This is a genomic window from Microbulbifer maximicatervae (SeqCode) (assembly GCF_052467225.1).
In genome coordinates this window covers 626,341-647,671 of sequence record NZ_CP174303.1, presented here as the reverse complement: position 1 = coordinate 647,671, position 21,331 = coordinate 626,341, and the positions used below count along the sequence as shown (strand labels likewise).

The 21,331-nt window shown below is 52.5% G+C and carries 16 protein-coding genes; 9 read left to right on the top strand and 7 right to left on the bottom strand.

Annotation, left to right across the window (positions count from 1 at the left end):
• Positions 1-96: 96 nt before the first annotated feature.
• The gene (locus ACJJIZ_RS02735; protein ID WP_282930607.1) at positions 97-1,149 is read right to left on the bottom strand and encodes a PstS family phosphate ABC transporter substrate-binding protein; all 1,053 of its coding nucleotides are present in this window, start codon (positions 1,147-1,149) and stop codon (positions 97-99) included.
• Between the two features lie 183 nt (positions 1,150-1,332).
• Here ACJJIZ_RS02735 and ACJJIZ_RS02730 point away from each other — a divergent pair, with 183 nt between their 5' ends.
• The 5 genes from ACJJIZ_RS02730 to ACJJIZ_RS02710 all read left to right on the top strand — a co-directional run bounded on the left by ACJJIZ_RS02730 (position 1,333) and on the right by ACJJIZ_RS02710 (position 8,604).
• A complete protein-coding gene (locus tag ACJJIZ_RS02730) occupies positions 1,333-1,905 on the top strand; it encodes a TRAP transporter small permease subunit (protein WP_444892395.1) in 573 nt (190 codons plus the stop codon).
• A complete protein-coding gene (locus ACJJIZ_RS02725; RefSeq protein WP_444915149.1) occupies positions 1,902-3,263 on the top strand; it encodes a TRAP transporter large permease in 1,362 nt (453 codons plus the stop codon). The genes ACJJIZ_RS02730 and ACJJIZ_RS02725 overlap by 4 nt, the downstream gene beginning before the upstream one ends.
• Before the next feature lie 297 nt (positions 3,264-3,560).
• Positions 3,561-4,454 carry an ABC transporter ATP-binding protein gene (locus ACJJIZ_RS02720; protein WP_444915148.1) on the top strand — a complete coding sequence of 298 codons (894 nt, stop codon included), beginning with the start codon at positions 3,561-3,563 and terminating at the stop codon, positions 4,452-4,454.
• 19 nt (positions 4,455-4,473) lie between these two features.
• On the top strand, positions 4,474-8,055 hold the full coding sequence (locus tag ACJJIZ_RS02715) for an ABC transporter permease/M1 family aminopeptidase (protein WP_444915147.1): 3,582 nt from the start codon (positions 4,474-4,476) through the stop codon (positions 8,053-8,055).
• 159 nt (positions 8,056-8,214) lie between these two features.
• Positions 8,215-8,604, top strand: coding sequence for an acyl-CoA thioesterase (locus tag ACJJIZ_RS02710; protein WP_108735392.1), 390 nt, complete (start codon positions 8,215-8,217; stop codon positions 8,602-8,604).
• Positions 8,605-8,711: 107 nt separating this feature from the next.
• On the opposite strand, the gene ACJJIZ_RS02705 is transcribed toward ACJJIZ_RS02710, so the two are convergent.
• From ACJJIZ_RS02705 to uvrD, 4 genes are all read right to left on the bottom strand, one after another.
• Positions 8,712-9,626 (bottom strand): hypothetical protein, encoded by a 915-nt coding sequence (locus ACJJIZ_RS02705; RefSeq protein ID WP_444915146.1) that lies wholly within the window; start codon positions 9,624-9,626, stop codon positions 8,712-8,714.
• Between the two features lie 50 nt (positions 9,627-9,676).
• Entirely contained in the window at positions 9,677-10,438 is a 762-nt protein-coding gene (locus ACJJIZ_RS02700) for a hypothetical protein (protein ID WP_444915145.1), read from the bottom strand.
• Between the two features lie 118 nt (positions 10,439-10,556).
• On the bottom strand, positions 10,557-11,696 hold the full coding sequence (locus ACJJIZ_RS02695; RefSeq protein WP_444915144.1) for a TRAP transporter substrate-binding protein: 1,140 nt from the start codon (positions 11,694-11,696) through the stop codon (positions 10,557-10,559).
• Positions 11,697-11,928: 232 nt separating this feature from the next.
• Positions 11,929-14,133, bottom strand: coding sequence for a DNA helicase II (uvrD, locus tag ACJJIZ_RS02690; RefSeq protein ID WP_444915143.1), 2,205 nt, complete (start codon positions 14,131-14,133; stop codon positions 11,929-11,931).
• Between the two features lie 139 nt (positions 14,134-14,272).
• Between uvrD and hexR the strand changes: the two genes are divergently transcribed.
• Positions 14,273-15,127 (top strand): transcriptional regulator HexR, encoded by an 855-nt coding sequence (gene hexR / locus ACJJIZ_RS02685; protein ID WP_282930602.1) that lies wholly within the window; start codon positions 14,273-14,275, stop codon positions 15,125-15,127.
• Positions 15,128-15,244: 117 nt separating this feature from the next.
• A complete protein-coding gene (locus tag ACJJIZ_RS02680; RefSeq protein WP_444915142.1) occupies positions 15,245-16,504 on the top strand; it encodes a multidrug effflux MFS transporter in 1,260 nt (419 codons plus the stop codon).
• 10 nt (positions 16,505-16,514) lie between these two features.
• On the opposite strand, the gene gstA is transcribed toward ACJJIZ_RS02680, so the two are convergent.
• Positions 16,515-17,120, bottom strand: coding sequence for a glutathione transferase GstA (gene gstA, locus ACJJIZ_RS02675; RefSeq protein ID WP_444915141.1), 606 nt, complete (start codon positions 17,118-17,120; stop codon positions 16,515-16,517).
• Between the two features lie 114 nt (positions 17,121-17,234).
• Complete coding sequence (locus ACJJIZ_RS02670; protein ID WP_413663848.1) at positions 17,235-17,630, bottom strand: DoxX family protein; 396 nt, start codon at positions 17,628-17,630, stop codon at positions 17,235-17,237.
• Positions 17,631-18,149: 519 nt separating this feature from the next.
• On the opposite strand from ACJJIZ_RS02670, the gene ACJJIZ_RS02665 reads away from it, so the two are divergent.
• Together ACJJIZ_RS02665 and ACJJIZ_RS02660 are read left to right on the top strand one after the other, a co-directional pair.
• Complete coding sequence (locus ACJJIZ_RS02665) at positions 18,150-19,451, top strand: cation:proton antiporter (RefSeq protein WP_282930598.1); 1,302 nt, start codon at positions 18,150-18,152, stop codon at positions 19,449-19,451.
• A 13-nt stretch (positions 19,452-19,464) separates the two neighbouring features.
• Positions 19,465-21,321 carry a monovalent cation:proton antiporter-2 (CPA2) family protein gene (locus ACJJIZ_RS02660; protein WP_282930597.1) on the top strand — a complete coding sequence of 619 codons (1,857 nt, stop codon included), beginning with the start codon at positions 19,465-19,467 and terminating at the stop codon, positions 21,319-21,321.
• Positions 21,322-21,331: the final 10 nt, after the last annotated feature.

Here is a 21,331-nt window from a genome sequence, read left to right as displayed (position 1 = left end):
GGGGGGCGACAATTTGTGAGTCTTCTTATAAAGAACGGCCAAGCCCTTTCGAGCTTGGCCGTCAATTCCCTTTGACAGTACAACTCCAGAATTTTTTTACTTGGCTGCGAGATTACTCAGTGCGTTCAGCTTGCGCACATCAGTAGCAATCTTTTGACGCTTCTCGGTGGGCAGAGGAATCATACCTTTGTCAGCCAGGTAGCCATCTTCACCCCAAGCGCGCTCATTGGTGAATTCAGCCAGGAACTGCTTAACACCGGGAACCACGTCAGCGTGCTGCTTCTTGACGTAGATAAACAGCGGACGGGAAACCGGGTAGCTCTGGTCAGCGATGGAGTCGAAAGTAGGAGCCTGATCTTCGATTAGAGAGCCCTGTACCTTGTCAGCATTCTGGTCGAGGAAACTAAAGCCGAAGATACCCAGGGCGTTCGGGTTGGCAACCAGCTTGTTCACGATCAGGTTGTCGTTCTCACCGGCCTCAACATAAGCGCCGTCTTCGCGAACGTTGTGACAGATCGCTTTGTAAGCGCTCTTGTCTGTTTTCTTCATGGCTTTGATCCAGCCAAACTTCTTACAGCCACCTTCCATTGCCAGCTCGGCGAAAGCATCGCGGGTACCGGAAGTGGGGGGCGGGCCCAAAACTTCGATTTTGGTGTTGGGCAGGGCTGGATTTACGTCCTTCCAGGTCTTGTAGGGGTTGGCTACCAGAGTTTCAGAACCATCTGGGTTAGGTACTTCCTTAGCCAGGGCCAGGAAGATGTCCTTGCGGGTCAGCTTAAAGGGAGCTGCTTTCTTAGCATTCGCAAGAACGATGCCGTCGTAACCGATCTGTACTTCAACAACATCAACACCGTTGCTGTTACACATTTCCAGTTCGGATTGCTTGATGCGGCGGGAGGCACCGGTGATATCCGCAGTGCTTTCTCCAACACCCTGGCAGAACAACTTCATGCCACCACCAGTACCAGTGGACTCAACGACTGGAGTTTTAAACTGGGTTGCGCGGCTAAAACGCTCCGCCACAGTCGTAGTAAACGGGTAAACAGTAGAGGAACCTACAACACTAATGTAGTCGCGCGCTGCCATAGCAACCTGTGAAGTTGCCAGGGTCAGGGCTGCCAGAGAAGTCGCCAGAATTTGCTTGTTCATTGTGTAACTCCGATGAGTGTTTTTATTTCACGCGGCGATGCTAGGAACAACGGGTGACGATTCTATGAATAAAAGATTACAAAAAGGTTACAGCTGTATTTTTACCCTGCTGGCATGAGAGCGGGCAAAGGGTTAACCTTCGAGCAACATAAATAACAATAAGATGTAAAGAGAGAAGCCCCCATGCGTTTTCTGCTGTGCAGCGCGCAGGCACTCGAGCGCCTGACCAGTCATACCGGGCAACTGCTGTCCTGGTTCACCTGGGCCATGGTCCTGTTACAAAGCTGTGTTGTGGTGATGCGCCACGGCTTCAATACCGGTTCTATCGCCCTACAGGAATCCGTGATTTACCTGCACGGTGCAGCCTTTATGCTGGGGTTGGCCTATGCGTTGCAGACCGATGCCCATGTGCGGGTGGATGTCTTCTACCGCAGGATGAGCGCCAGGGCCAAAGCCTGGATCAATGCAATTGGTTATCTGATATTCCTCTTACCGCTTTGCGTCTTTCTATTTATAAGCAGCTGGCACTTTGTACTGAATAGCTGGTCAGTTTTTGAAGACAGTGCGAACGCCGGCGGCCTGCCCGGGGTATTTTTACTGAAGAGCCTGATTCCTCTGTCCGCCGTCACTCTGGCTCTGGCGGGGCTGGCCCAGTTTATTCGCGCGCTGGTGCAATTGATGCTGCCCCAACAACAGTCCATTCCAATGTCGTCGTCAAAAGCAGTACTGAAGCAGGTAGAAGGGGCCGAAGTGTGATTGAGCTAATCCCCTTTCTGATGTTTGCAGCCGTCTGCGCTCTGCTTATGTTCGGCTACCCAGTAGCTTTTACCCTCGCGGGTACCGCCCTGCTATCAGCGGGCCTGGGTATTGTGTATGGTGTATTTGATGCTGAGTTGCTGCGCGCCTTCCCCGATCGCCTCTACGGCATTATGCAAAACGGCACTCTGGTTGCCGTTCCGCTATTTGTGCTGATGGGGGTAATACTGGAGCGAGCCAAGATTGCCGAGGATTTGTTGGTTAATCTGAGCAAAGCCTTTATGGGGGCTCCCTCGGGACTCGCTATTTCTGTGGTGGTAGTGGGCGCGCTGCTCGCCGCCAGTACTGGCATCGTCGGTGCAACTGTAGTCACCATGGGACTGATGTCACTGCCCACCATGTTAAAAAATGGCTACTCCCCCAAACTGGCCACCGGCACTATCTGCGCCACTGGTACCCTCGGGCAAATCATTCCACCCTCTATTGCCCTGGTTCTACTGGGTGATACCCTCTCCAATGCCTATCAACAGGCACAATTGTCTGCAGGCATTTTCAATCCCAAGCCAGTCAGCGTAGGGGATCTGTTTGTAGGGGCAATTATTCCCGGCTTACTGCTGGTGGCCGCCTATATCATTTATCTATTATTTATTGCTCGTCGCCCCAAACCCGTGGAGAGCAGCGAGCCTCCAGAAGTGGATAAGGCCCAGCTGCTTCGCAGTCTTTTGCCCCCGATTGCCTTAATGCTGATTGTGCTCGGATCAATCATCGTTGGTGCTGCCACCCCTACAGAAGCGGCCGCCGTCGGCGCACTGGGGGCGGCGTTACTGGCATCCAGTCGCGGAGCACTAAGCTTTAAGCGCGCCGGGGAAATCGGCCGCAGTACACTTCAGGTCTCGGCAATGGTTTTCGCCATATTGATTGGCGCTTCATTATTTTCTCTGGTATTTCGCGGTTACAACGGTGAAGAGTTGGTGACAGGATTTTTCCACAGCTTGCCCGGAGGGGTAGTCGGCGCGACCCTGTTGGTGATGCTGGTAATCTTCCTGCTGGGCTTTATCCTCGACTTTATCGAAATCACTTTTGTAGTGGTACCAATTGTGGGCCCGGTACTGCTGGCAATGGGCGTCGATCCGGTGTGGCTCGGCATTATGATTGCCATCAATTTGCAAACCTCTTTCCTAACGCCTCCATTTGGGTTTGCTCTCTTTTACCTGCGCGGGGTGGCCCCCAGTTCTGTGGCCACATCGGCCATCTATCGCGGGGTAGCGCCTTTTATTGCCATCCAACTTTTACTGCTGTGCCTGCTGGCGATATGGCCGGCCCTGGCCACTTGGCTTCCGGGAATGGTTCAACAATAACCCTGAGGCTGCAATTGGTACGATAGCATTTTGAATCACTACCGCTTGCAGCCAACCTCCAGCCTCAGACGACTGTACCAACACAGACACTCTATAAACCCTTCACCCCTTAAATTTATCAACGCACCTTGATTCCCCCCAGCAAGCCACCACCTCCTGTTACTTTGGCGCTCGACATTTAACTCTCTCGCCAATCCATCGAAACTTTTCTGTGGATATCTGTTCTTAAATATCAAAAGGTATTAACTACTACTGGCGATATTCAAGGGCGAATAAAAAATAAAAGGGAATTAAGAAATGCTAAGGATTGCCAACCTTTCCAAGACCTACGATAACGGTGTACACGCGCTCAATAACGTCAACTTGGAGATTCCCAAGGGGATGTTTGGGTTGCTCGGTCCCAATGGCGCCGGCAAGTCCTCACTCATGCGCACTATCGCCACGCTGCAATTTGCCGACAGCGGCACCATTACTTTCGATGGCATCGATGTGGCCAGCAATCCACAGAAAATCCGCAGTACCCTGGGTTATCTACCACAGGATTTTGGGGTTTACCCGAGAATCAATGCCGAGGATATGCTCGATCATATGGCGGTACTAAAAGGCATTGGCAACCGCAAAGAGCGCCGCGAGATGGTGGCGGAATTACTGCACCAAACCAATTTATTTAAGGATCGCAAGAAAAGCCTCAGCAGTTACTCCGGCGGTATGCGCCAGCGCTTTGGTATCGCCCAAGCCCTGATCGGCGATCCACGCCTGATTATTGTCGACGAACCCACCGCCGGTCTCGACCCACAGGAGCGCAACCGCTTTCACAACCTGCTCAGTGAAATTGGCGAGAACGTAGTGGTAATTCTCTCCACCCATATCGTCGAGGATGTTGCCGATTTATGCCCCAATATGGCTATCCTCGCCGCAGGCCAAATTGTGGCCCAGGGCAAACCTGAAGAGCTGACCTCCAAACTAGCAGGGCGTGTATGGCGGCGTACCGTCGACAAATCTGCACTGGAGGAATACCGCAATAGTTTGGATGTGATTTCCACTCGACTATTAGCTGGGCGCCATGTTGTGCACGCACTGGCAGATAGCCAACCGGCCGAGGGCTTTGAGCTGCTGCAACCCGACCTCGAAGATGTCTACTTCTCCACCCTGTTCAGCAATCAAGCCTCTCGTATGGTTAGCGCCGCCTGAGACAGGGGAGGATATCAACATGTTTTTATCGGTTGCCAAGTTTGAACTTCAGTACCAGCTGCGCCAGCCGCTGTTTTATGTGACCAGCCTGGTATTTTTTCTACTGACTTTTGGTGCTATGACCGTCGACAACGTACAGATCGGCGGCGGTGGGGGTAGCACCCTGATCAACTCCCCCTACGCGATTATGCTGACCCTGTTAATAATGTACGTTTTCAGCATTTTTATTACTGCCGCCTTCGCAGCCAACCCGGTGCTGCGCGATCGCGATATGAAAATGGAAGGTATTGTCTTCAGTACCCCGATCAGTAAGCGCGACTATTTATTGGGGCGCTTCACTGGATCATTTATCGTGGCCTTCCTGGCTTTCTCAACTGCGGCGCTGGGTATGCTGCTCGGCTCTTGGATGCCCTGGCTGGACCCAGAGCGCCTGGGGCCCACCCAAATCTCCCACTATCTACACACCTTATTCATACTTGTCCTTCCCAGCATGCTGTTTTGCAGCGCCATGTTTTTTAGCCTGGCAGCCATAACTCGCAGCATGATGGCCACTTACGTGGGGTTGATCGCCTTCCTGGTGCTCTATTTCACCAGTCAGGGAATGATGGATGAACCCGCCTACCACAGTGCCGCAGCACTGGCCGATCCCTTTGGTCTCGCTGCCTTCCAGGAAGCAACTCGCTACTGGACCGCTTTCGATCGCAATACGTCCATGATCGCGCTGGAGGGAAACTATCTTATCAACCGCTTAATATGGCTGGGGGCCAGCTTACTATTTATAGGTTTGGGCTATAAATGTTTTTCATTTACCGAGCGCAATCCGCTCTGGTCGCGCCGACGCACTGCGGAAGCAGAAGAGGATGAGGCACCTCGCTATAACAAGCCCCTACCGCGAGTCACTCCCAGGTTTGGCACGGGTGCGGTTTGGCAGCAATTTCGCGCTCGCTGCGGCTTTGAAGTCACAGCGGTGGTAAAAAGCCTGGCCTTTTGGGTAATCCTGGCACTGGGTATTCTCAATGTATTGAGCGCATCCCTAAATTTGGAAGCGATATTTGGCACTGCGGTATACCCGGTAACCCGCTCTATGGTCAGTCTGATCCAGGGCGCCTTCAGCCTGATTATGCTGATTATCCTGATCTACTACGGAGCTGAATTGGTATGGCGGGAGCGCCAGGCCGGCTGCCATGAAATTATGGATGCTGTGCCCACACCCAGTTGGATTTTTGTCGCGAGCAAGTTTATTGCGATGTTGGTGGTTCTGGCTGGCATCCTGATTGCTTGCATGCTCACCACTGTCGCTGTACAGCTGAGCAAGGGGTACACAACGCTTGAGCCGGGCCTGTACTTTTACGGTGTCTGGTACCAGTTCGCGATGCCTTTCTACCTGATGGCAATCCTATCGATCTTTGCCCAGGTAATAACCCGCAACAAATTCCTCGGTATGTTACTGATGGTGGGCTACCTGATTAGCTCCAGTGTTCTCGACGGCCTCGGTTTCGAGCACAACCTCTATCGGTTCGCCGGTTGGAACGCGGCACCTTATTCAGACATGAATGGCTATGGTCACTTTGAGCAGGGGCGGGCTTGGTTTGCATTTTACTGGATCAACTTCAGCCTGATACTGGCAATCTTGAGCTACGGACTCTGGCAGCGCGGTACTCTGGCTCCACTGGTGAGCCGGATCAAGGCCCTGCGCTGCCAACTGGGGCTATCCAGCCGCTTAACTGCCGCCACCGCCCTAGTGCTGTTTATCAGCAGTGGCGCCTTTATTTTCTACAATACCAATATTCTCAATCACTACGAAACCAGCAAGGATCGGGAGCAGCTAGCCGCAGACTACGAGAAGAAATACAAAGCCCTGGAGGACAAACCCGCACCACATATCGCCGATGTCAAAGTCGATGTGGATATCTTCCCCGATGAGCGTCGCTATGAAGTGCGCGGCCGTTACTTCCTGGTTAATAAACGCAACGAATCGATCGAAGAGGTGGTTATCGGACTGGATCGCGGCCTTAGGGTGAACCAGCTATCCCTGGATCAGGCCACATTGCGCGACAAGGACGAGCAGTTCGGCCACTATTTCTTTAACTTGGATCGGCCTCTGCAACCCGGTGAGTCTCTCACCTTGAAGTTTGATTTAAGCAGGATCAATCGCGGCTTTATGAACTCCGGCTCCTCCACCACCTTGGTGCAAAACGGTACCTTCTTTAATAACGATGAAGCGCTGCCGTTTATCGGTTACAACGGCAATGCTGAGCTGACCGACCGCCACCTACGCAGGAAGCACGACCTACCGCCGCCACAGCGTATGCCCAAACTGGAGGACAAGGGCCACTACAGGGAGTCCTATCTGCGCAGCGACTCCGACTGGATCAATTTTGAAACTACCGTCAGTACTTCCCTGGGGCAGATAGCTCTGGCGCCCGGCTACCTGCAAAAAGACTGGCAGGAGGGACAGCGCCACTATTTCCATTACAAGATGGACGCGCCCATTCACAACTTTTTCTCCTACCTTTCAGCAGACTACACTGTGGTCAAAGACCGCTGGCAGGATGTCGCGATCGAGGTTTACCACCACAAGCCCCACGACTACAACGTGGATCGCATGGTCGAGGGGGTGAAAAAGTCTCTGGAATACTTCAGCGAGGCATTCAGCCCCTACCAGTATCGCCAGCTGCGTATCGTCGAGTTTCCGGGCTATGAAACCTTTGCCCAGGCATTCCCCAACACCGTGCCCTTCTCTGAATCTATCGGCTTTGTCGCCGACCTGCGGGACCCGGATGAAATTGATTACGTCTTCTATGTCACCGCTCACGAGGTGGCACACCAGTGGTGGGCACATCAATTGATTGGCGCCAATGTGCAGGGCGCAACCCTATTATCAGAAACCCTGGCGCAGTACTCTGCATTGATGGTGATGGAGCGGGAATACGGCCCGGAAAAGATGCGTCGCTTCCTCAAATATGAGCTGGATAGCTACCTGAGTGCGCGGGGTTCCGAGTTGCTCGAAGAGCTACCCTTAACCCATAACGAGAACCAATCCTATATCCACTACCGCAAGGGTTCCCTGGCGATGTACGCCCTTAAGGATGCGATGGGTGAAGACGCCGTCAATGAGGTCCTGGCTTCCCTACTAAAAGAAAAGGGCTTCTCCAGCGATCCCTATCCCACCAGCATGGACTTAGTGGCGAGACTCCGGGCTCGGGCGGAAGCCTCTCAGCAAGAGCTGATCACCGATATGCTGGAGCGAGTGGTTCTCTTTGACCTTCAGGTCGCAAGTGCCACCTCAGAGCTATTGGAAAATGGCAATTATCGCGTCTTGTTGGAACTGGAGGCACGCAAATATGAAGCCGATGGAGACGGTCAGGAAAAAGAGATACCCATGAAGAACTGGATAGATGTCGCCATTTTTGCAGAAGATCCTGACAAAAATACCAGTTCAGATAATGTGCTCTACTTCGCCAAACAGGAGATCAGTAGAGAAACCACCTTGCTGGAGTTTGAGGTGAAGGGTAAACCGAGCATTGCCGGCTTTGATCCCTACATCAAGATGATCGACAAAAACCCGGACGATAACTTGCTGGCTATCGAGACTCTTTAGTTCCACAGGCCCAGTCTCCCCCGGTGCCTTAACTGCACCGGGAGAGACTGGGCCTAAATTTATTCTGGTCAATTACTGGTCAAATTGTGCTAGAATGCGCCACCATTCCAGTAGTGGAAACCAATAACTCTAACAATCTGTGAGTACCCGATGTCCGCACTGTCAGCTCTCGATGAAGATCCGCAACCCACAGGCACGCTAACCCTGCAAACCCTGGCTATGCCCCGCGATACCAATCCGCAGGGGGATGTTTTTGCCGGTTGGCTGATGTCGCAGATGGACCTCGCTGGCGCCATTCTCGCGCAAACTATGGCGCGCGGCCGTGTCACAACTGTTGCGGTGGGCAGCATGGTTTTCCTGCGCCCGGTTCCGGTTGGCTCAACAGTCAGCTGCTATGCGGAAGCCATTGAAGAAGGGCGCTCCTCAATTCGTACCATGGTTGAGGTTTGGCTGACCCGGGTGGATTCTGGTGAGCAGGTCAAGGTCACCGAGGGTGAGTTTGTATTTGTCGCTATCGACGACGCCGGCCGTACCAGGCCGTTGCCATAGTCCCTCGTTAATAGTGAAGCTTCTAGGTAGTTCGATCAATGGCGTTTTGATCGAACTACCTTATGTATGTTTTAACGTTTAAAGTTTGACTGATAAACAAACAGTCATCACATCAATATTCCGCGGATAATTTTAATATTCCCACGCAAGTCTCTGATTATTACATAGCCACGATCGCTACCATCCAAGAGATTACCACGCACCAATACCCAGCTATTACCACTTGTAACTTTGTGAGTTTTCTGTTGTTCTTCCTGGATAGGCAAAGAGTTATTTAGAGAGCCAGTTAAATACTCAACCGTAAAATCGATCGCAATATCAAGCTCATTTAAAAAAGCCTCCAACCCCTCTCTTTGCCAGTAATCTAAACTCTCAGACTTTGAGATACTTGTAGTTCCTTCTGACCAATACTCAATTGAATTCTTATAAATCAATTTATTATTCTTATCTTTCAATTCAGCATTCAGATTAAATTTTAGAACATCCAAAGAGTTGGTTAACTTAATAGAGGGGGATATCATCAGGCGAATATCTTTTTTATTTTGCCCTTCCCCTGTAACAACACTTCTACCCTGGGAAAAATTCGATAATAAAAAACGGTTATAGATCCTATCCTGACTCAATCCTTCAACATTCAGGGCTGATAGTTCATCTAATAGTGATTGAGCTGGTAATTGCGCCTCTTTCTGAGCTCGGCTTTTGGCCATTTCACTAGCAATAAGTGTTCCTATTAAGGAGCCAGCGACACCAGCTGCCGCAGCTTGCCCAGGACTGGTCCCAGGGGGGGGAGGCGGAGCTGAATATTGCGCTGCTGCCATATTCGATGATATCGAGGTATAGCGCCATGGCTCTGGATGTATATCTACAGTTAGTGGGCCATTCTCTAGTGAGTCAACTTTTAAAGAGATACTTTTAAGCTGATTAACCTTGTCGGCGTCAATAGTGGCTATATGATAAGTTGCCGTTTTCGTACACCCTGAACTAAACAGAGCAAAAACTAATAAAAGTATTATATTTTTCATAGAAAATGACGGCACTCACGTGCCGTCAATAGATTATTTATTACTTAATTTTACTCAGATACAGAAGGAACTGTATTTTCACTCGAGAGAGGGGTGTTACTTTCAGCTTCATGCTTAGCTAATGCAGTCATAATCTCCTGCTTAGCATTATTCATTACAATATAGTAAGTATTAGTTAATCCAGGATAGGTAGGCCCTTCATCCCACTCGCCTGCAGCATAAGCTGTCTGGACAACATCGGAATACCAAAGTAACTGATTCGACGATAAATCGATCATTTCACCCGTAATTTCGAAAACAACTCTCGGGGCATCTGTCGGAATAAAGCCATAATATGGTCGTGCCAAACCTACTCGTCTGGCTGAAAGTTTCAAAAGGTAATCAACTTTATGCTCTTCAGTAAAGCTGCGGTAGTCACTTCTTGCAAAATACACGGTATCCTTGGTATCAGGATCCTTAAATTTCGCCAGCTTTAAGTCTTTATCAAGTGTATCCAGTTGGATTAAACTAAAACCTTCCTCTGCCAAGCTCTGGCTCAAGTCCCCAGAAATTGCAACAAACTCTTTAGTATCCAGTGTTTCCAAGTGCTTTGAAATTGGAGCAGTCGCTGCTGAGATAATTGCGTAATCCAGCAAACCTATATTACCTTCAAAAGAAAGAGAAGGGACCGCTGGCACTTCAAGTACCAAGCCAACTGCTTTCTTTTCAGAGCTATAAAAAGACTGTTCTAATGGAACAGGAACTTGCTGAGAGACACAACCGGTTAATAGTATAAGTAGCGAAACAAATGCTACTTGCAATGATGACTTCATTTCTTCCCCAAAAAAATAGCCTGTAAATGCCGGCGCTATTATTCTCATTAACCGAAAAATTTAAAGTTATTTTAATCATTTGGGGTAAAAAGGTAATTTTTAACCTTAACTAAAATGTCTATCTAGTCTCTTTAGCTGTATCTCTCGTTTGATAGTAAGCCTCTTCACTGATCTCGTGGTAGGGCTTCACATCCCGTTCAAATTCCTTAAAGGCTTTGTAAACACGGGCAAACTCCGGGTCCCGCTGCGCCGTCTCCTGCATAATTTCGTTGTTGATCTTCTTCAGGTGAGACAGAACATCCTCCGGCAAGCGCTCCACTTTTACCCCGTGCTCTTCTACCAGCTCCTTGAGGGCCCGGTTATTGCGTGCCGTGTATTCGTCCAGCATATCCTGGTTAGCTTCACGGGCGGCGACTCGCACTATTTCCTGCAAATCAGCAGGCAGTTTTTCGAACGCCTTTTTATTAACGATAAATTCCAGGATAGAGCCCGGCTCATGCCACCCGGGGTAGTAGTAATACTCAGCGACCTGGTGGAAACCAAAAGCGAGATCGTTGTAGGGCCCCACCCATTCGGTAGCATCGATCACTCCAGTCTGGAGGGCGGTGTAGAGTTCTCCACCGGGAATGGTCACCGCAGTGCCGCCTGCGCGGTTTAAAACCTCACCACCCAGGCCGGGAATACGCATCTTTAGGCCCTTTAAATCCTTCACCGACTCAATCGGTTTGTTAAACCAGCCCGCCATCTGTACACCGGTGGAGCCCCCCGCAAGTGGGATCAGGTTAAAGGGCTCGTAGATCTCCTCCCAGAGTTCGAGACCACCGCCGTGGTGCAACCAACCATTCATTTCCTGGGCGTTCAATCCGAATGGCACTGCGGTAAAAAACTGGGCTGCGGGCACCTTGCCTTTCCAGTAATAGGCCGCGCCGTGTCCCATTTGCGCCGCGCCTTCCGAAACAGCACCAAATACGCCCAGGGCAGGTACCAACTCACCGGCACCGTACACTTTGATCCTGAGACGCCCGGCTGACATCGCCTCGACTTTCTTGGCAAAACGCTCCGGCGCACTGCCGAGGCCAGGGAAATTCTTGGGCCAGGTAGTAACTAATTTCCACTCGAACAGCTCTTTATTGCCCTCTGCAGAAAAGTGCTGGGCAGGGCCCATTGCTGCACGGGAAGCTACCAGGGCGGCGAAGGTAATGGCGAGCAGGGCTAAGAGCCCGAGAATGATAGCCGGGTACCAATTGAGTTTTTTCATTGCCACTAATTTATCGTTATTTTTGTATTGTACAAATTATCGGCAGACGCTTTGGTCGCCAACTTAGGTCTTCAGAAGAAGTCCGCTGTGATTTTACCTTGGTATTTTGAATGGATTCCCGCTATCGCTGGAATCCATTCACCACTATCTAACTTTCAATTCTGCATGCCTTTCGGTACCGACATGCTCCGGCACTCAGTATTTAATGCTTAGTGCCAGCTCAAGCCATCACTTAAAGCGGCTGCAACTTGGCCATTGAAAGTATCAACCTCTTGTCGCCAACATCGTCAAAATTAACCAGCACCCGCATTCGAGGACCCGTTCCCTCAAACTCAATGACAGTTCCTTCACCAAACTTGGCGTGGTCCACTCGCCCGCCCAGGACCAGCGGGGGCAAATCATCGAAGTCTGGCGCCGGGTCGGAAAACTGGCCTACCTTGCCGTAATCCGCCTGATAGAGTGGGCGGGAAATTTCGGTCTTCAGGCGCACTTCTTGCACCAAATTAGGTGGAATTTCGCCGATAAAGCGAGAAGGGCTGTTATAGGTTTCGCTGCCAAACAGACGCCGGTTTTCCGCGTAGGTAATGTATAGCTTGCGCATGGCGCGGGTGATACCCACGTAGCAGAGGCGTCTCTCCTCCTCCATGCGGCCGGGCTCCTGCGCCGACATCTTGTGGGGGAACAGGTTTTCCTCCACACCCGCCATAAATACCAGGGGAAACTCCAGACCTTTGGCGGAGTGCAGGGTCATCAGCTGGACGGCATCCTCAAACTCATCCGCCTGGCCTTCACCGGCATCGAGGGCAGCGCTGTCGAGGAACTGGTTAAGAAGCGGGATTTCCTCCTCATCTTCCTCTCCCTCGGGCAGGCCTGCACCGGTAAAGCCGCGACAGGCAGTGACCAGTTCCTGCAAGTTCTCCACTCGTGTTTGGCCTTTCTCGCCTTTCTCTTTGCCGTGAAACTCCAGCAAACCGCTGTTTTCGATCACATCCTCAGCAATAGCATCTAACTCTTTATCTTCTGCATTCGCTGCCAGCTGGTTAATCAGGTCCAGGAAGCTCTGCAGGGCATTGCCGGCGCGAGCAGCCAATACCCGCTGCTGCAACATCAGCTTGGCCGCCTGCCACAGGGAGCATCCCTGCTCCCGGGCATAAGAGCGAACCATCTCTACAGTGCGCGCGCCGATGCCACGAGTGGGCGTATTCACTACCCGTTCAAACGCAGTATCATCATCGCGGTTGGTAATCAGGCGTAGATAAGACAGGGCATTCTTGATTTCCAGGCGCTCGTAGAAGCGCTGGCCGCCATAGATACGGTAGGGAACCTGCTCGCGCAAAAGCCCCTCTTCAAGTACCCGGGATTGGGCGTTTGAGCGGTAGAGGATGGCGATGCTGTCGCGGCGGTTGCCATCGCGCACCCAGTCATTGATTCGCTCGACAATAAAGCGCGATTCATCCTGTTCGTTGTAGGCCGCGTAAACGGCGATGGACTCACCCTCTTCACCCTTGGTCCACAACTCCTTGCCCAAGCGACCACTGTTATTAGCGATCACCGCATTAGCCGCATTTAGAATGGTGGAGGTGGACCTGTAGTTCTGCTCCAGTCGCACCGTCTGCACTTCTCGTAAGTCTGTGGAAAAGTGCTGGATATTCTCGATCTTGGCACCGCGCCAACCGTAAATAGACTGGTCATCGTCACCCACGGCGGTGATATGGCACTGCTCACCGGCGAGTAAGCGCAACCAGGCATATTGAATCGTGTTGGTATCCTGGAACTCATCCACCAGGATATGGGGGAAGCGCCGGCGGTAGTGGGCCAGAATAGCGTCGTTATTTAGCCAGAGCTCGTGGGCGCGCAACAGCAGCTCGCCGAAATCCACCAATCCACCGCGCTGACAGGCCTCTTCATAGGCGAAGTAGATTCGCACCATGGTCTGCAACCAGGGATCGGCGCCGGCGTTGATATATTGCGGGCGCAGCCCTTCATCTTTCTGCGCGCCAATCCACCACTGAGTTTCCCGCGGTGACCACTTTTTATCATCCAGCCCAAGATCTGCCTGTACCCGCTTGATCAGGCGAAGCTGGTCATCGGAATCCAGGATCTGGAAGTTCTGCGGCAACTTGGCTTCTTGCCAGTGAGCCTTGAGCAGGCGGTGAGCCAGGCCGTGGAAGGTGCCCACCCACATGCCAAAGGTATTCACCCCCAGCAGCTCTTCGATACGGGCGCGCATCTCGCGGGCCGCCTTGTTGGTAAAGGTTACCGCCATAATGGAGTAGGGCGAGGCGCCCTCCACCTGCATCAGCCAGGCGATGCGGTGTACCAGCACCCGGGTCTTGCCCGAGCCGGCACCGGCCAGAACCAATTGATTGCCGGGCGCGGCAGCTACTGCTTCGCGCTGGGCGTCGTTGAGGGGGTCTAAAATCTGAGATACGTCCATGGGCGAAGATTGTACCAGAGCTGATGCACAAGACCTGTGTAAATAAACAGGATTTTGCCCTGCCTGACAATGTAATGTCGCTCGCCAGCGGAGGGCACAGCGGCTAAACTGCGCCATCTGGCATAGAGAAGGAAGTCCTGTGAAACCGGCGGAAGTAACGCAACGAATCAGTGAACAACTGTCATCCATGCGCAAATCAGAGCGCAAGGTGGCGGAGTATATTCTCGCCAACCCCGATGAAATCATTCATATGCGCATCGTCGACCTGGCTACTGAAGCCCAGGTGAGTGAACCTACCGTGGTGCGCTTTTGTCGCGCCGTGGGCTGCTCCGGATTCCAGGAGTTCAAGCTGAACCTGGCGCAGCAGCTGGCTTCCAGCCCCAGCTTCGGCCAGATTGCGGTTACGGAAACGGATACCATTGCCGAGTACAAGCGCAAAGTTTTCGACTCCACGGTGGATACCCTGCTGAAAGTCCGCGATAGAATTGACGACCGTGCCCTCGAGGCCGCTGTCACTGCGATGGCCGCTTCCAAGCGGGTGGAATTCTTCGGTTTTGGCGCCTCCGGTGCCGTCGCCGCCGATGCCCAGCACAAGTTCTTCCGCCTACAGTTGGCTACCGCTGCCCACTCGGACCACCACATCCAGAATATGTCGGCCATGTCCATGCAAGCGGGGGATGTAGTAGTAGCTATCTCCCAGAGCGGTCGCACCAAGGCGTTACTTCGCTCCATGAGCATGGCAAAAGAGCAGGGCGCTCTGGTGGTTGGTTTGGCACCCAGCGGCTCGCCGGTGGCACAACAAGCCAGCATCCCACTGGAAGTGGATGTAGAAGAGGATATTGAGATCTATACGCCGCTGTCCTCGCGCATCGCCCACCTGGTGGTAATCGATGTTCTGGCTATCGGCGTAGCCCAGCGCAAAGGTCCTCAGCTACAGGAGCACCTGTTGAAACTGAAACAGGGACTGTACACATTGCGGGAAGACAAGCACTAAACTCCCTGATATCCAAAGCGGGCAAGGGACAATGTGCCCGCCCGTTTCTACCAAAGCCATTTCCCGCCAATTGGGCTTTGCCGGGAAGATCCTTCCAGGCTGTACCTGAGCAACATAATGACATCCATCGCTTCTAACCCGGACGAGAAAGCCCCGCGCTGGCTAGTGGTGTGGCTGGCCGCACTCGTTTCTCTGACACCTTTTTCCATCGACAGCTACCTGCCGGCCATTCCGGCGATGGCGGCAGCCCTGGATACAGAAGTCGAGCGGATGCAGTACTCAGTGTCCAGTTTTCTGCTGGGCTTTGCCCTCGGACAACTGTTTGGCGGACCATTATCAGATCGCTGGGGACGGCGCCTTGTAGGAACTATCGGCCTCAGTATCTATATAGCCAGCTCCCTGTTAGTCCTGTTTACCGACCATGTAGACCAACTGATTATCCTGCGCTTCTGCCAGGCAGTTGGCGGCGGCTTTGCCACAGTAATCTGTGCTGCCATAGTGCGCGACCTACACAGTGGCCGTGAGGCGGCAAAAATTATTTCCCTGATTAGCACCATCATGCTGATTGCACCACTGATCGCCCCGGTGATCGGCTCCGCACTACTAGCCGTTGGCGGCTGGCAGAGTATATTCGTCTTTTTGTTACTGTACGCTCTGGCAATGCTCGTACTAGTACAGTTGCTGTTACCGGAGACCGTCTCCCGCTTTACCCGCGCACGCCGCCAGATGATGCCGCTAAAGTCTCTCGTGGGCAGCTACGGCCAGGTTTTGCGCAATCCCCGCGCTATTGGGTTCCTGATTGCACAGGCCTGTGTCAGCGGTTCGATGTTTATCTACATCACCACCGCGCCCTTTGTGTTTATGGATTACTTCGGTGTTAGCGCGAATCAGTTCCCACTGTTTTTTGGTATCTGCGTACTCGGGCTAATTTGCATGGTTCAGGTGAATATCCGCCTGCTGAACTTTTTTGAGCCGCGCAATATCCTGCTGGCGGGTATTGTGTTGCAGCTATTGGGTTGCGGCCTGCTGCTGCTGGGAACTATGACAGGAGTCAAAGAACTGACCCTGTGGATGATTCCCCTGGTACTGGTGATGAGCTGTATCGGTATTACCGGCCCCAATGCCGCCGCCTGTTATTTGGAGTTCTTCCCCAAAATCAGCGGTAGTGCCAACGCGCTATACGGCGCCGCTCTTTTTATTACCGGGGGGATACTGGGTGGACTGGCGAGCAGCCTGCACACCGGAACCCTGACACCTATTGCAGGATCTATGGCGGGCTGTGCTTTTGTGGCACTACTCTCTGCACTATTTATCGCGAAGGTTCGCCAACCGATCGAGTCCGATATCCCTGCGACCCGGCGCTTTACCCCGCGTTAACGACAGCTCTTTACACCGGCTCTAAACTTTCCTCCTGAAGCGCCCGCTGCACTGCGGGCCTTTCTTCCATTCTCTTTTGGAATGCTTGAAGCCGGGGCCACCGGGGCATATCAAACTGCTGATGTTTCAGCCAGCGAGAGAGAACATACAGGTAGGCATCGGCAACCGTGAAACCGTCTCCCATTAAGTAGTCTTTATCAAGCTGCCCTTCGATATAGTCAAACCAGCGGATAAGCCTAACCCGGGAATCCTCCTGTTCTTCTTCTGTACCATGCCAAAACAGTGGTTTGAATAGCTTGTGGACTTCAGCACTGAGGAAGTTGAGCCATTCGAGAAGCCGGTAATGGGCCAGGGTGCCCACTGGTGGCACCAGTTGCGCGTCGGGCTTTTGCTCCGCCAAAAACTGGACGATTGCCGGACCTTCTGTCAGTACTTCTCCGCCTTCCAGTTGCAGTGCCGGCACGTACCCCTTTGGGTTAATCCTTGTAAAGTCGTCGCCGTTTTCCAGCTCGTGGGTTTTTAGATTGACCTTTTGCAGGCCCAGATTGATCCCTGCTTCACAAGCGACAATATGAGGCGATAGAGAGCAAACACCCGGTGCATAAAAAAGCTTCATGGTAATCCTGTTGAGTCATTACCTATATCCAGGCAGTATAGGCCCGGCTAATTTCTCCCCACTGAAGCTCGACTGAAACTGGCTTCAATTCCTCTCTACAACTGTTGCTGAAATCTACTTACCGCGTATCCAATGGTCCAGGCTAAAGCGACCGGCACCGGCACAGGTCAGAATCAGGAAACCACCGGCAATCGTGATATTTTTCATAAAGCTGGTCATTTCTGTTGCATCACCAGGGGACAGGTGTACCAGGAAGGCCGAAGCGAGACAGAACAGGAAAAGGACAAAAGCAGAAATCCGGGTGAATATCCCCAGTAACACCGCGAGTCCTCCCACCAACTCAATAACGATGACTAGGGGCAAAATGAAGCCGGGTATCCCCATGGAAACCATAAAGGCCTCTGTCATTTCGTAGCCGCCAATTTTATTCCAGCCGGCAAATATAAAGATCAGCGACATCAGTACCCGACCGATCAGCTTTGAGGTGTCGCACAACATCGAATGCTTCACTACTACTTCCTCAATTGCGCATTTATGGGTATGGACTATCAACCAGTGTAGACACTGTCGTGAAAATTCATGAGATAGTCGGTAGCTGCCTTTACTCAGGAGGGATAAAAACCACTAGATTGGCGTGACAATCATCCTTTTTATTTTCAATAGTCGGTAGGAATCTACTAATTGGCAGTTAGAAAGTAATGAAGTAATGTTTAAAAAGCTAAGGCATTAATGAATTTTAGTGGGTAGGGGAAGTCGATCCGTTTGAGCGCAAAACTGAAAAATGCAGTTGTCTGGCGCCCTAGAGCCGCTACAATTGCGCGCCCATATAAAAGGGAGTTGGCCGCTTGTGCCCGCGCGGCCCGCCCCGGTGTAATCCTGTTGCCCTAGATCCACTCCAAGGGAAATCGAGCAGCCTCTGCACGACTACAATAACGGCACACTCACCATCATATAAATTGCCGCCGGGGCGCTCCCCAAAATGGCATTAAACCATCCGAGAATATTTCAGCGCTGGAGTCCACACACGGCATGGAAGTTTATTACACCTTTTGTTTTCTTGCCGCCGTATCAGTTTTTCTGGGCTTCTTGAACCAATACGTATTGCGCGCCCAAACCACGATCGCTATTACCGCCGGAGCCCTGGCCCTATCACTATTGGTCACCGCCCTCGGCAAGTTGGGGGTGGTAGAGTTGCGCACCTGGGCAGATCAGCTTCTGCCGCTGCTCAACCTTGAGGATATTCTGCTCAAGGGAATGCTCGGGTTTCTGCTTTTTGCCGGCAGTTTACATATCGATCTGTTGGAACTGCGCAACCAAAAACTGGAGATCGGTCTTCTCGCCATTGTCGGTACCCTCATTTCCACCTTTGTGGTCGGGGCCCTTCTTTACTGGTTCCTGATGCTGATCAATATGCCGGTAGCTTTTGTTTACTGCCTGTTATTTGGTGCATTGATCTCTCCCACCGACCCTATCGCCGTACTGGCAATTATGAAAAACCTGAAAGCCCCTGAGCAGGTTTCCATTCAGGTTGAAGGTGAGTCCCTGTTTAACGATGGCTTCGGTATCGTGATCTTCGCGGTGATTTACGCACTCGCTTTCGAAGGCGGCCAACCCACGGTACCAGCAGTGGCTGAGCTATTCGCCATCGAGGCACTGGGGGGCATATTATTGGGACTGATCATTGGTGGCGTTTTCCACTGGGCCATTTGTTGTACCAATGATCACAGCCTGGAATTGATGCTGACCATGGTTATCCCCACCGCCGGTTTTTCCCTGGCCAATGTACTCGGAGTCTCCGGCGCCCTGGCAATGGTGGTCAGTGGCATTATTATTGGCAACTTTACCCGCGAGCGCGGCTTTTCCCGGGTGAGCCAACACGAGCTGGATAATTTCTGGAGCATCACCGAGGACTTCCTCAACGGTTTGCTCTTCCTGCTGGTGGGCCTGTTCCTGATTACTATCGACCTGCGCCCCTCCGACTACCTGCTGATGGCAGTGGGCATTGTCATTGTTCTTACCGCCCGGGTTTTCGCTGTCGGCATACCCTTCCTGTATTTAAAAAGTCGCCGCAAGTACCACCCCTATACCAACCGGATTTTGATATGGGGAGGGCTGAAAGGTGGCTTGGCATTAGCGCTGGCGATGTCGATTCCCGCCGGCAGTGCCTTCGTCCAAGGGCAGGACCTTCGCTACCTGTGGGTGGTCATGACCTATGGCGTGGTGCTCTTTTCTATCGTCGTACAGGGCTCTACCATAGCGCCATTGATTCGTCGCAGCCGGGAGTTTTCTGAGCCCGAACGCGACGAGCCCCAACAACCGACAGCCAAATAGCGATAACGATTAAATGGAACACTCCGGCTTCCTTATTGAGGCAGTAATTTTCATGGCTGCCGCAGTGATTGCGGTACCCATTGCCACCCGCCTGGGCCTGGGCTCAGTCCTCGGTTACTTACTCGCCGGTGTGGCCATAGGCCCAAGTGCCCTAGGCTTAGTCGGCGATGCCAGCGATGAAATGCACGTTGCCGAGTTTGGTGTTGCACTCATGCTGTTCCTGATCGGCTTGGAACTGCAGCCGAAGAAGTTGTGGAAAATGCGCGGTGCTATCCTAGGCACCGGTAGTGCCCAACTACTGTTTTCCGCTGCGGCCATCGCTGGATTGGTTCTCGCCTTTTCCGAGATGGATTGGCGCTCTTCGGTGGCTATCGGGCTGATCCTGGCACTGTCCTCAACTGCGATCGTATTGCAATCCCTCAGTGAAAAGGGCCTGCTGAAAAGCCAGGGCGGGCGCGCTGCATTTGCGGTACTTTTGTTCCAGGATATCGCTGTTATTCCCATCCTCGCGCTATTGCCACTGCTGGCAGGTACCGCTGCCAGCCCCCATGAAAGTGGCTTGAGTGGTTGGTATTACGCATCGGCAGTTATCGGCACCATGCTGGCTTTTATTTTCGCCGGACGTTACCTGCTCGGTCCCTTGCTGCGTCTAATGGCGGGCAGCCAAGTTCGCGAACTGTTTACCGTGAGCGCGCTACTGATCGTATTTGCCGCAGCTGCGGTAATGACCTGGCTGGACCTATCGCCGGCACTGGGTACTTTCCTCGCCGGGGTACTGCTGGCCGAGAGCGAGTTCCGCCATGAGCTGGAAGCGGATATACAGCCTTTTAAGGGCCTGCTGTTGGGTCTCTTCTTTATCGCCGTGGGTGCCAGCCTGAATTTCTCCCTGATCGCGGACAACCCGCTGGTGCTAATCGGATTAGCATTGGCGTTGGTGCTGGTAAAATTTACCGTGCTGTTTGCCCTGGCGCGCACCTTGCGAATGTCAAAGGGCGAGGATTGGTTGTTCGCGCTGTCATTGGCGCAAGCCGGTGAATTCGGTTTTGTATTGGTAGCGTTTTCTACCCAGCTTCAGGTCCTGAGTGCGGACATCGGCAATCTGTTAGTAGCTCAAATTGCTCTGACCATGGCCCTGACACCAGTGCTGCTGCTGATCTACGAACAGTTTATCCAGCCGCGGTTTGTCACCGGCCCAGAGGTTCCCGCCAACATAGATACATCACCGCCTGTGGATTCGGGCTCACCTGTAATCATTATTGGCTACGGACGCTTCGGGCAGATCGCCGGGCGACTTCTAAATGCCTGCGGTTTCAATACCACTTTACTCGAACGCAATGCAGAACAACTGGACCTGGTGCGCCGCTATGGTATCAAAGCTTACTACGGGGATGCCTCGCGAGAGGATCTGCTGCGCGCCGCCGGAGCCCAAAATGCAAAGCTGGTTATCCTGACCTTGAGCGACCAGGCCGCCTGTTTGGAAATTGTGGCCCAGCTGCAAAAACACTTCCCCAATGTGACCATCCTCGCCCGGGCCCGCAACCGTATGCACCAGTATGCTTTGATGGAAGCCGGGGTCCGCTATATCTTCCGCGAGACCGTGGACTCGGCCCTGACCATCGGCGAAAAGGCGCTGGAACTATTGGGACTCAGTCCCATACAGGCGCGCCGCGCCGCCTTGAAATTCAAGCAACACGACCAGCGTATGCTGGAGGCACTTTTCCCCTACTGGCGCGATGAGTCCCAGCATATTGCACAAAGCCGAATCTATCGCGAGCAGCTACTACAGGCGTTACAACAAGACCGGCGCGACAAGGACCTGCATCTGGATCACTACTGGGAAGAAGCCAAGCCCGAGATGGAAAAACAGTAAGCCGGTTATT

What these genes read in the sequence shown, in the direction of transcription:
- ACJJIZ_RS02720 (WP_444915148.1), top strand. Translation starts at nt 3,561, where the DNA reads ATGCTAAGGATTGCCAACCTTTCCAAGACCTACGATAACGGTGTACAC.
- ACJJIZ_RS02730 (WP_444892395.1), top strand. Translation starts at nt 1,333, where the DNA reads ATGCGTTTTCTGCTGTGCAGCGCGCAGGCACTCGAGCGCCTGACCAGT.
- ACJJIZ_RS02660 (WP_282930597.1), top strand. Translation starts at nt 19,465, where the DNA reads ATGGAACACTCCGGCTTCCTTATTGAGGCAGTAATTTTCATGGCTGCC.
- uvrD (WP_444915143.1), bottom strand. Translation starts at nt 14,133, where the DNA reads ATGGACGTATCTCAGATTTTAGACCCCCTCAACGACGCCCAGCGCGAA.
- ACJJIZ_RS02700 (WP_444915145.1), bottom strand. Translation starts at nt 10,438, where the DNA reads ATGAAGTCATCATTGCAAGTAGCATTTGTTTCGCTACTTATACTATTA.
- ACJJIZ_RS02735 (WP_282930607.1), bottom strand. Translation starts at nt 1,149, where the DNA reads ATGAACAAGCAAATTCTGGCGACTTCTCTGGCAGCCCTGACCCTGGCA.
- ACJJIZ_RS02695 (WP_444915144.1), bottom strand. Translation starts at nt 11,696, where the DNA reads ATGAAAAAACTCAATTGGTACCCGGCTATCATTCTCGGGCTCTTAGCC.
- gstA (WP_444915141.1), bottom strand. Translation starts at nt 17,120, where the DNA reads ATGAAGCTTTTTTATGCACCGGGTGTTTGCTCTCTATCGCCTCATATT.
- ACJJIZ_RS02665 (WP_282930598.1), top strand. Translation starts at nt 18,150, where the DNA reads ATGGAAGTTTATTACACCTTTTGTTTTCTTGCCGCCGTATCAGTTTTT.
- ACJJIZ_RS02680 (WP_444915142.1), top strand. Translation starts at nt 15,245, where the DNA reads ATGACATCCATCGCTTCTAACCCGGACGAGAAAGCCCCGCGCTGGCTA.
- ACJJIZ_RS02715 (WP_444915147.1), top strand. Translation starts at nt 4,474, where the DNA reads ATGTTTTTATCGGTTGCCAAGTTTGAACTTCAGTACCAGCTGCGCCAG.
- ACJJIZ_RS02705 (WP_444915146.1), bottom strand. Translation starts at nt 9,626, where the DNA reads ATGAAAAATATAATACTTTTATTAGTTTTTGCTCTGTTTAGTTCAGGG.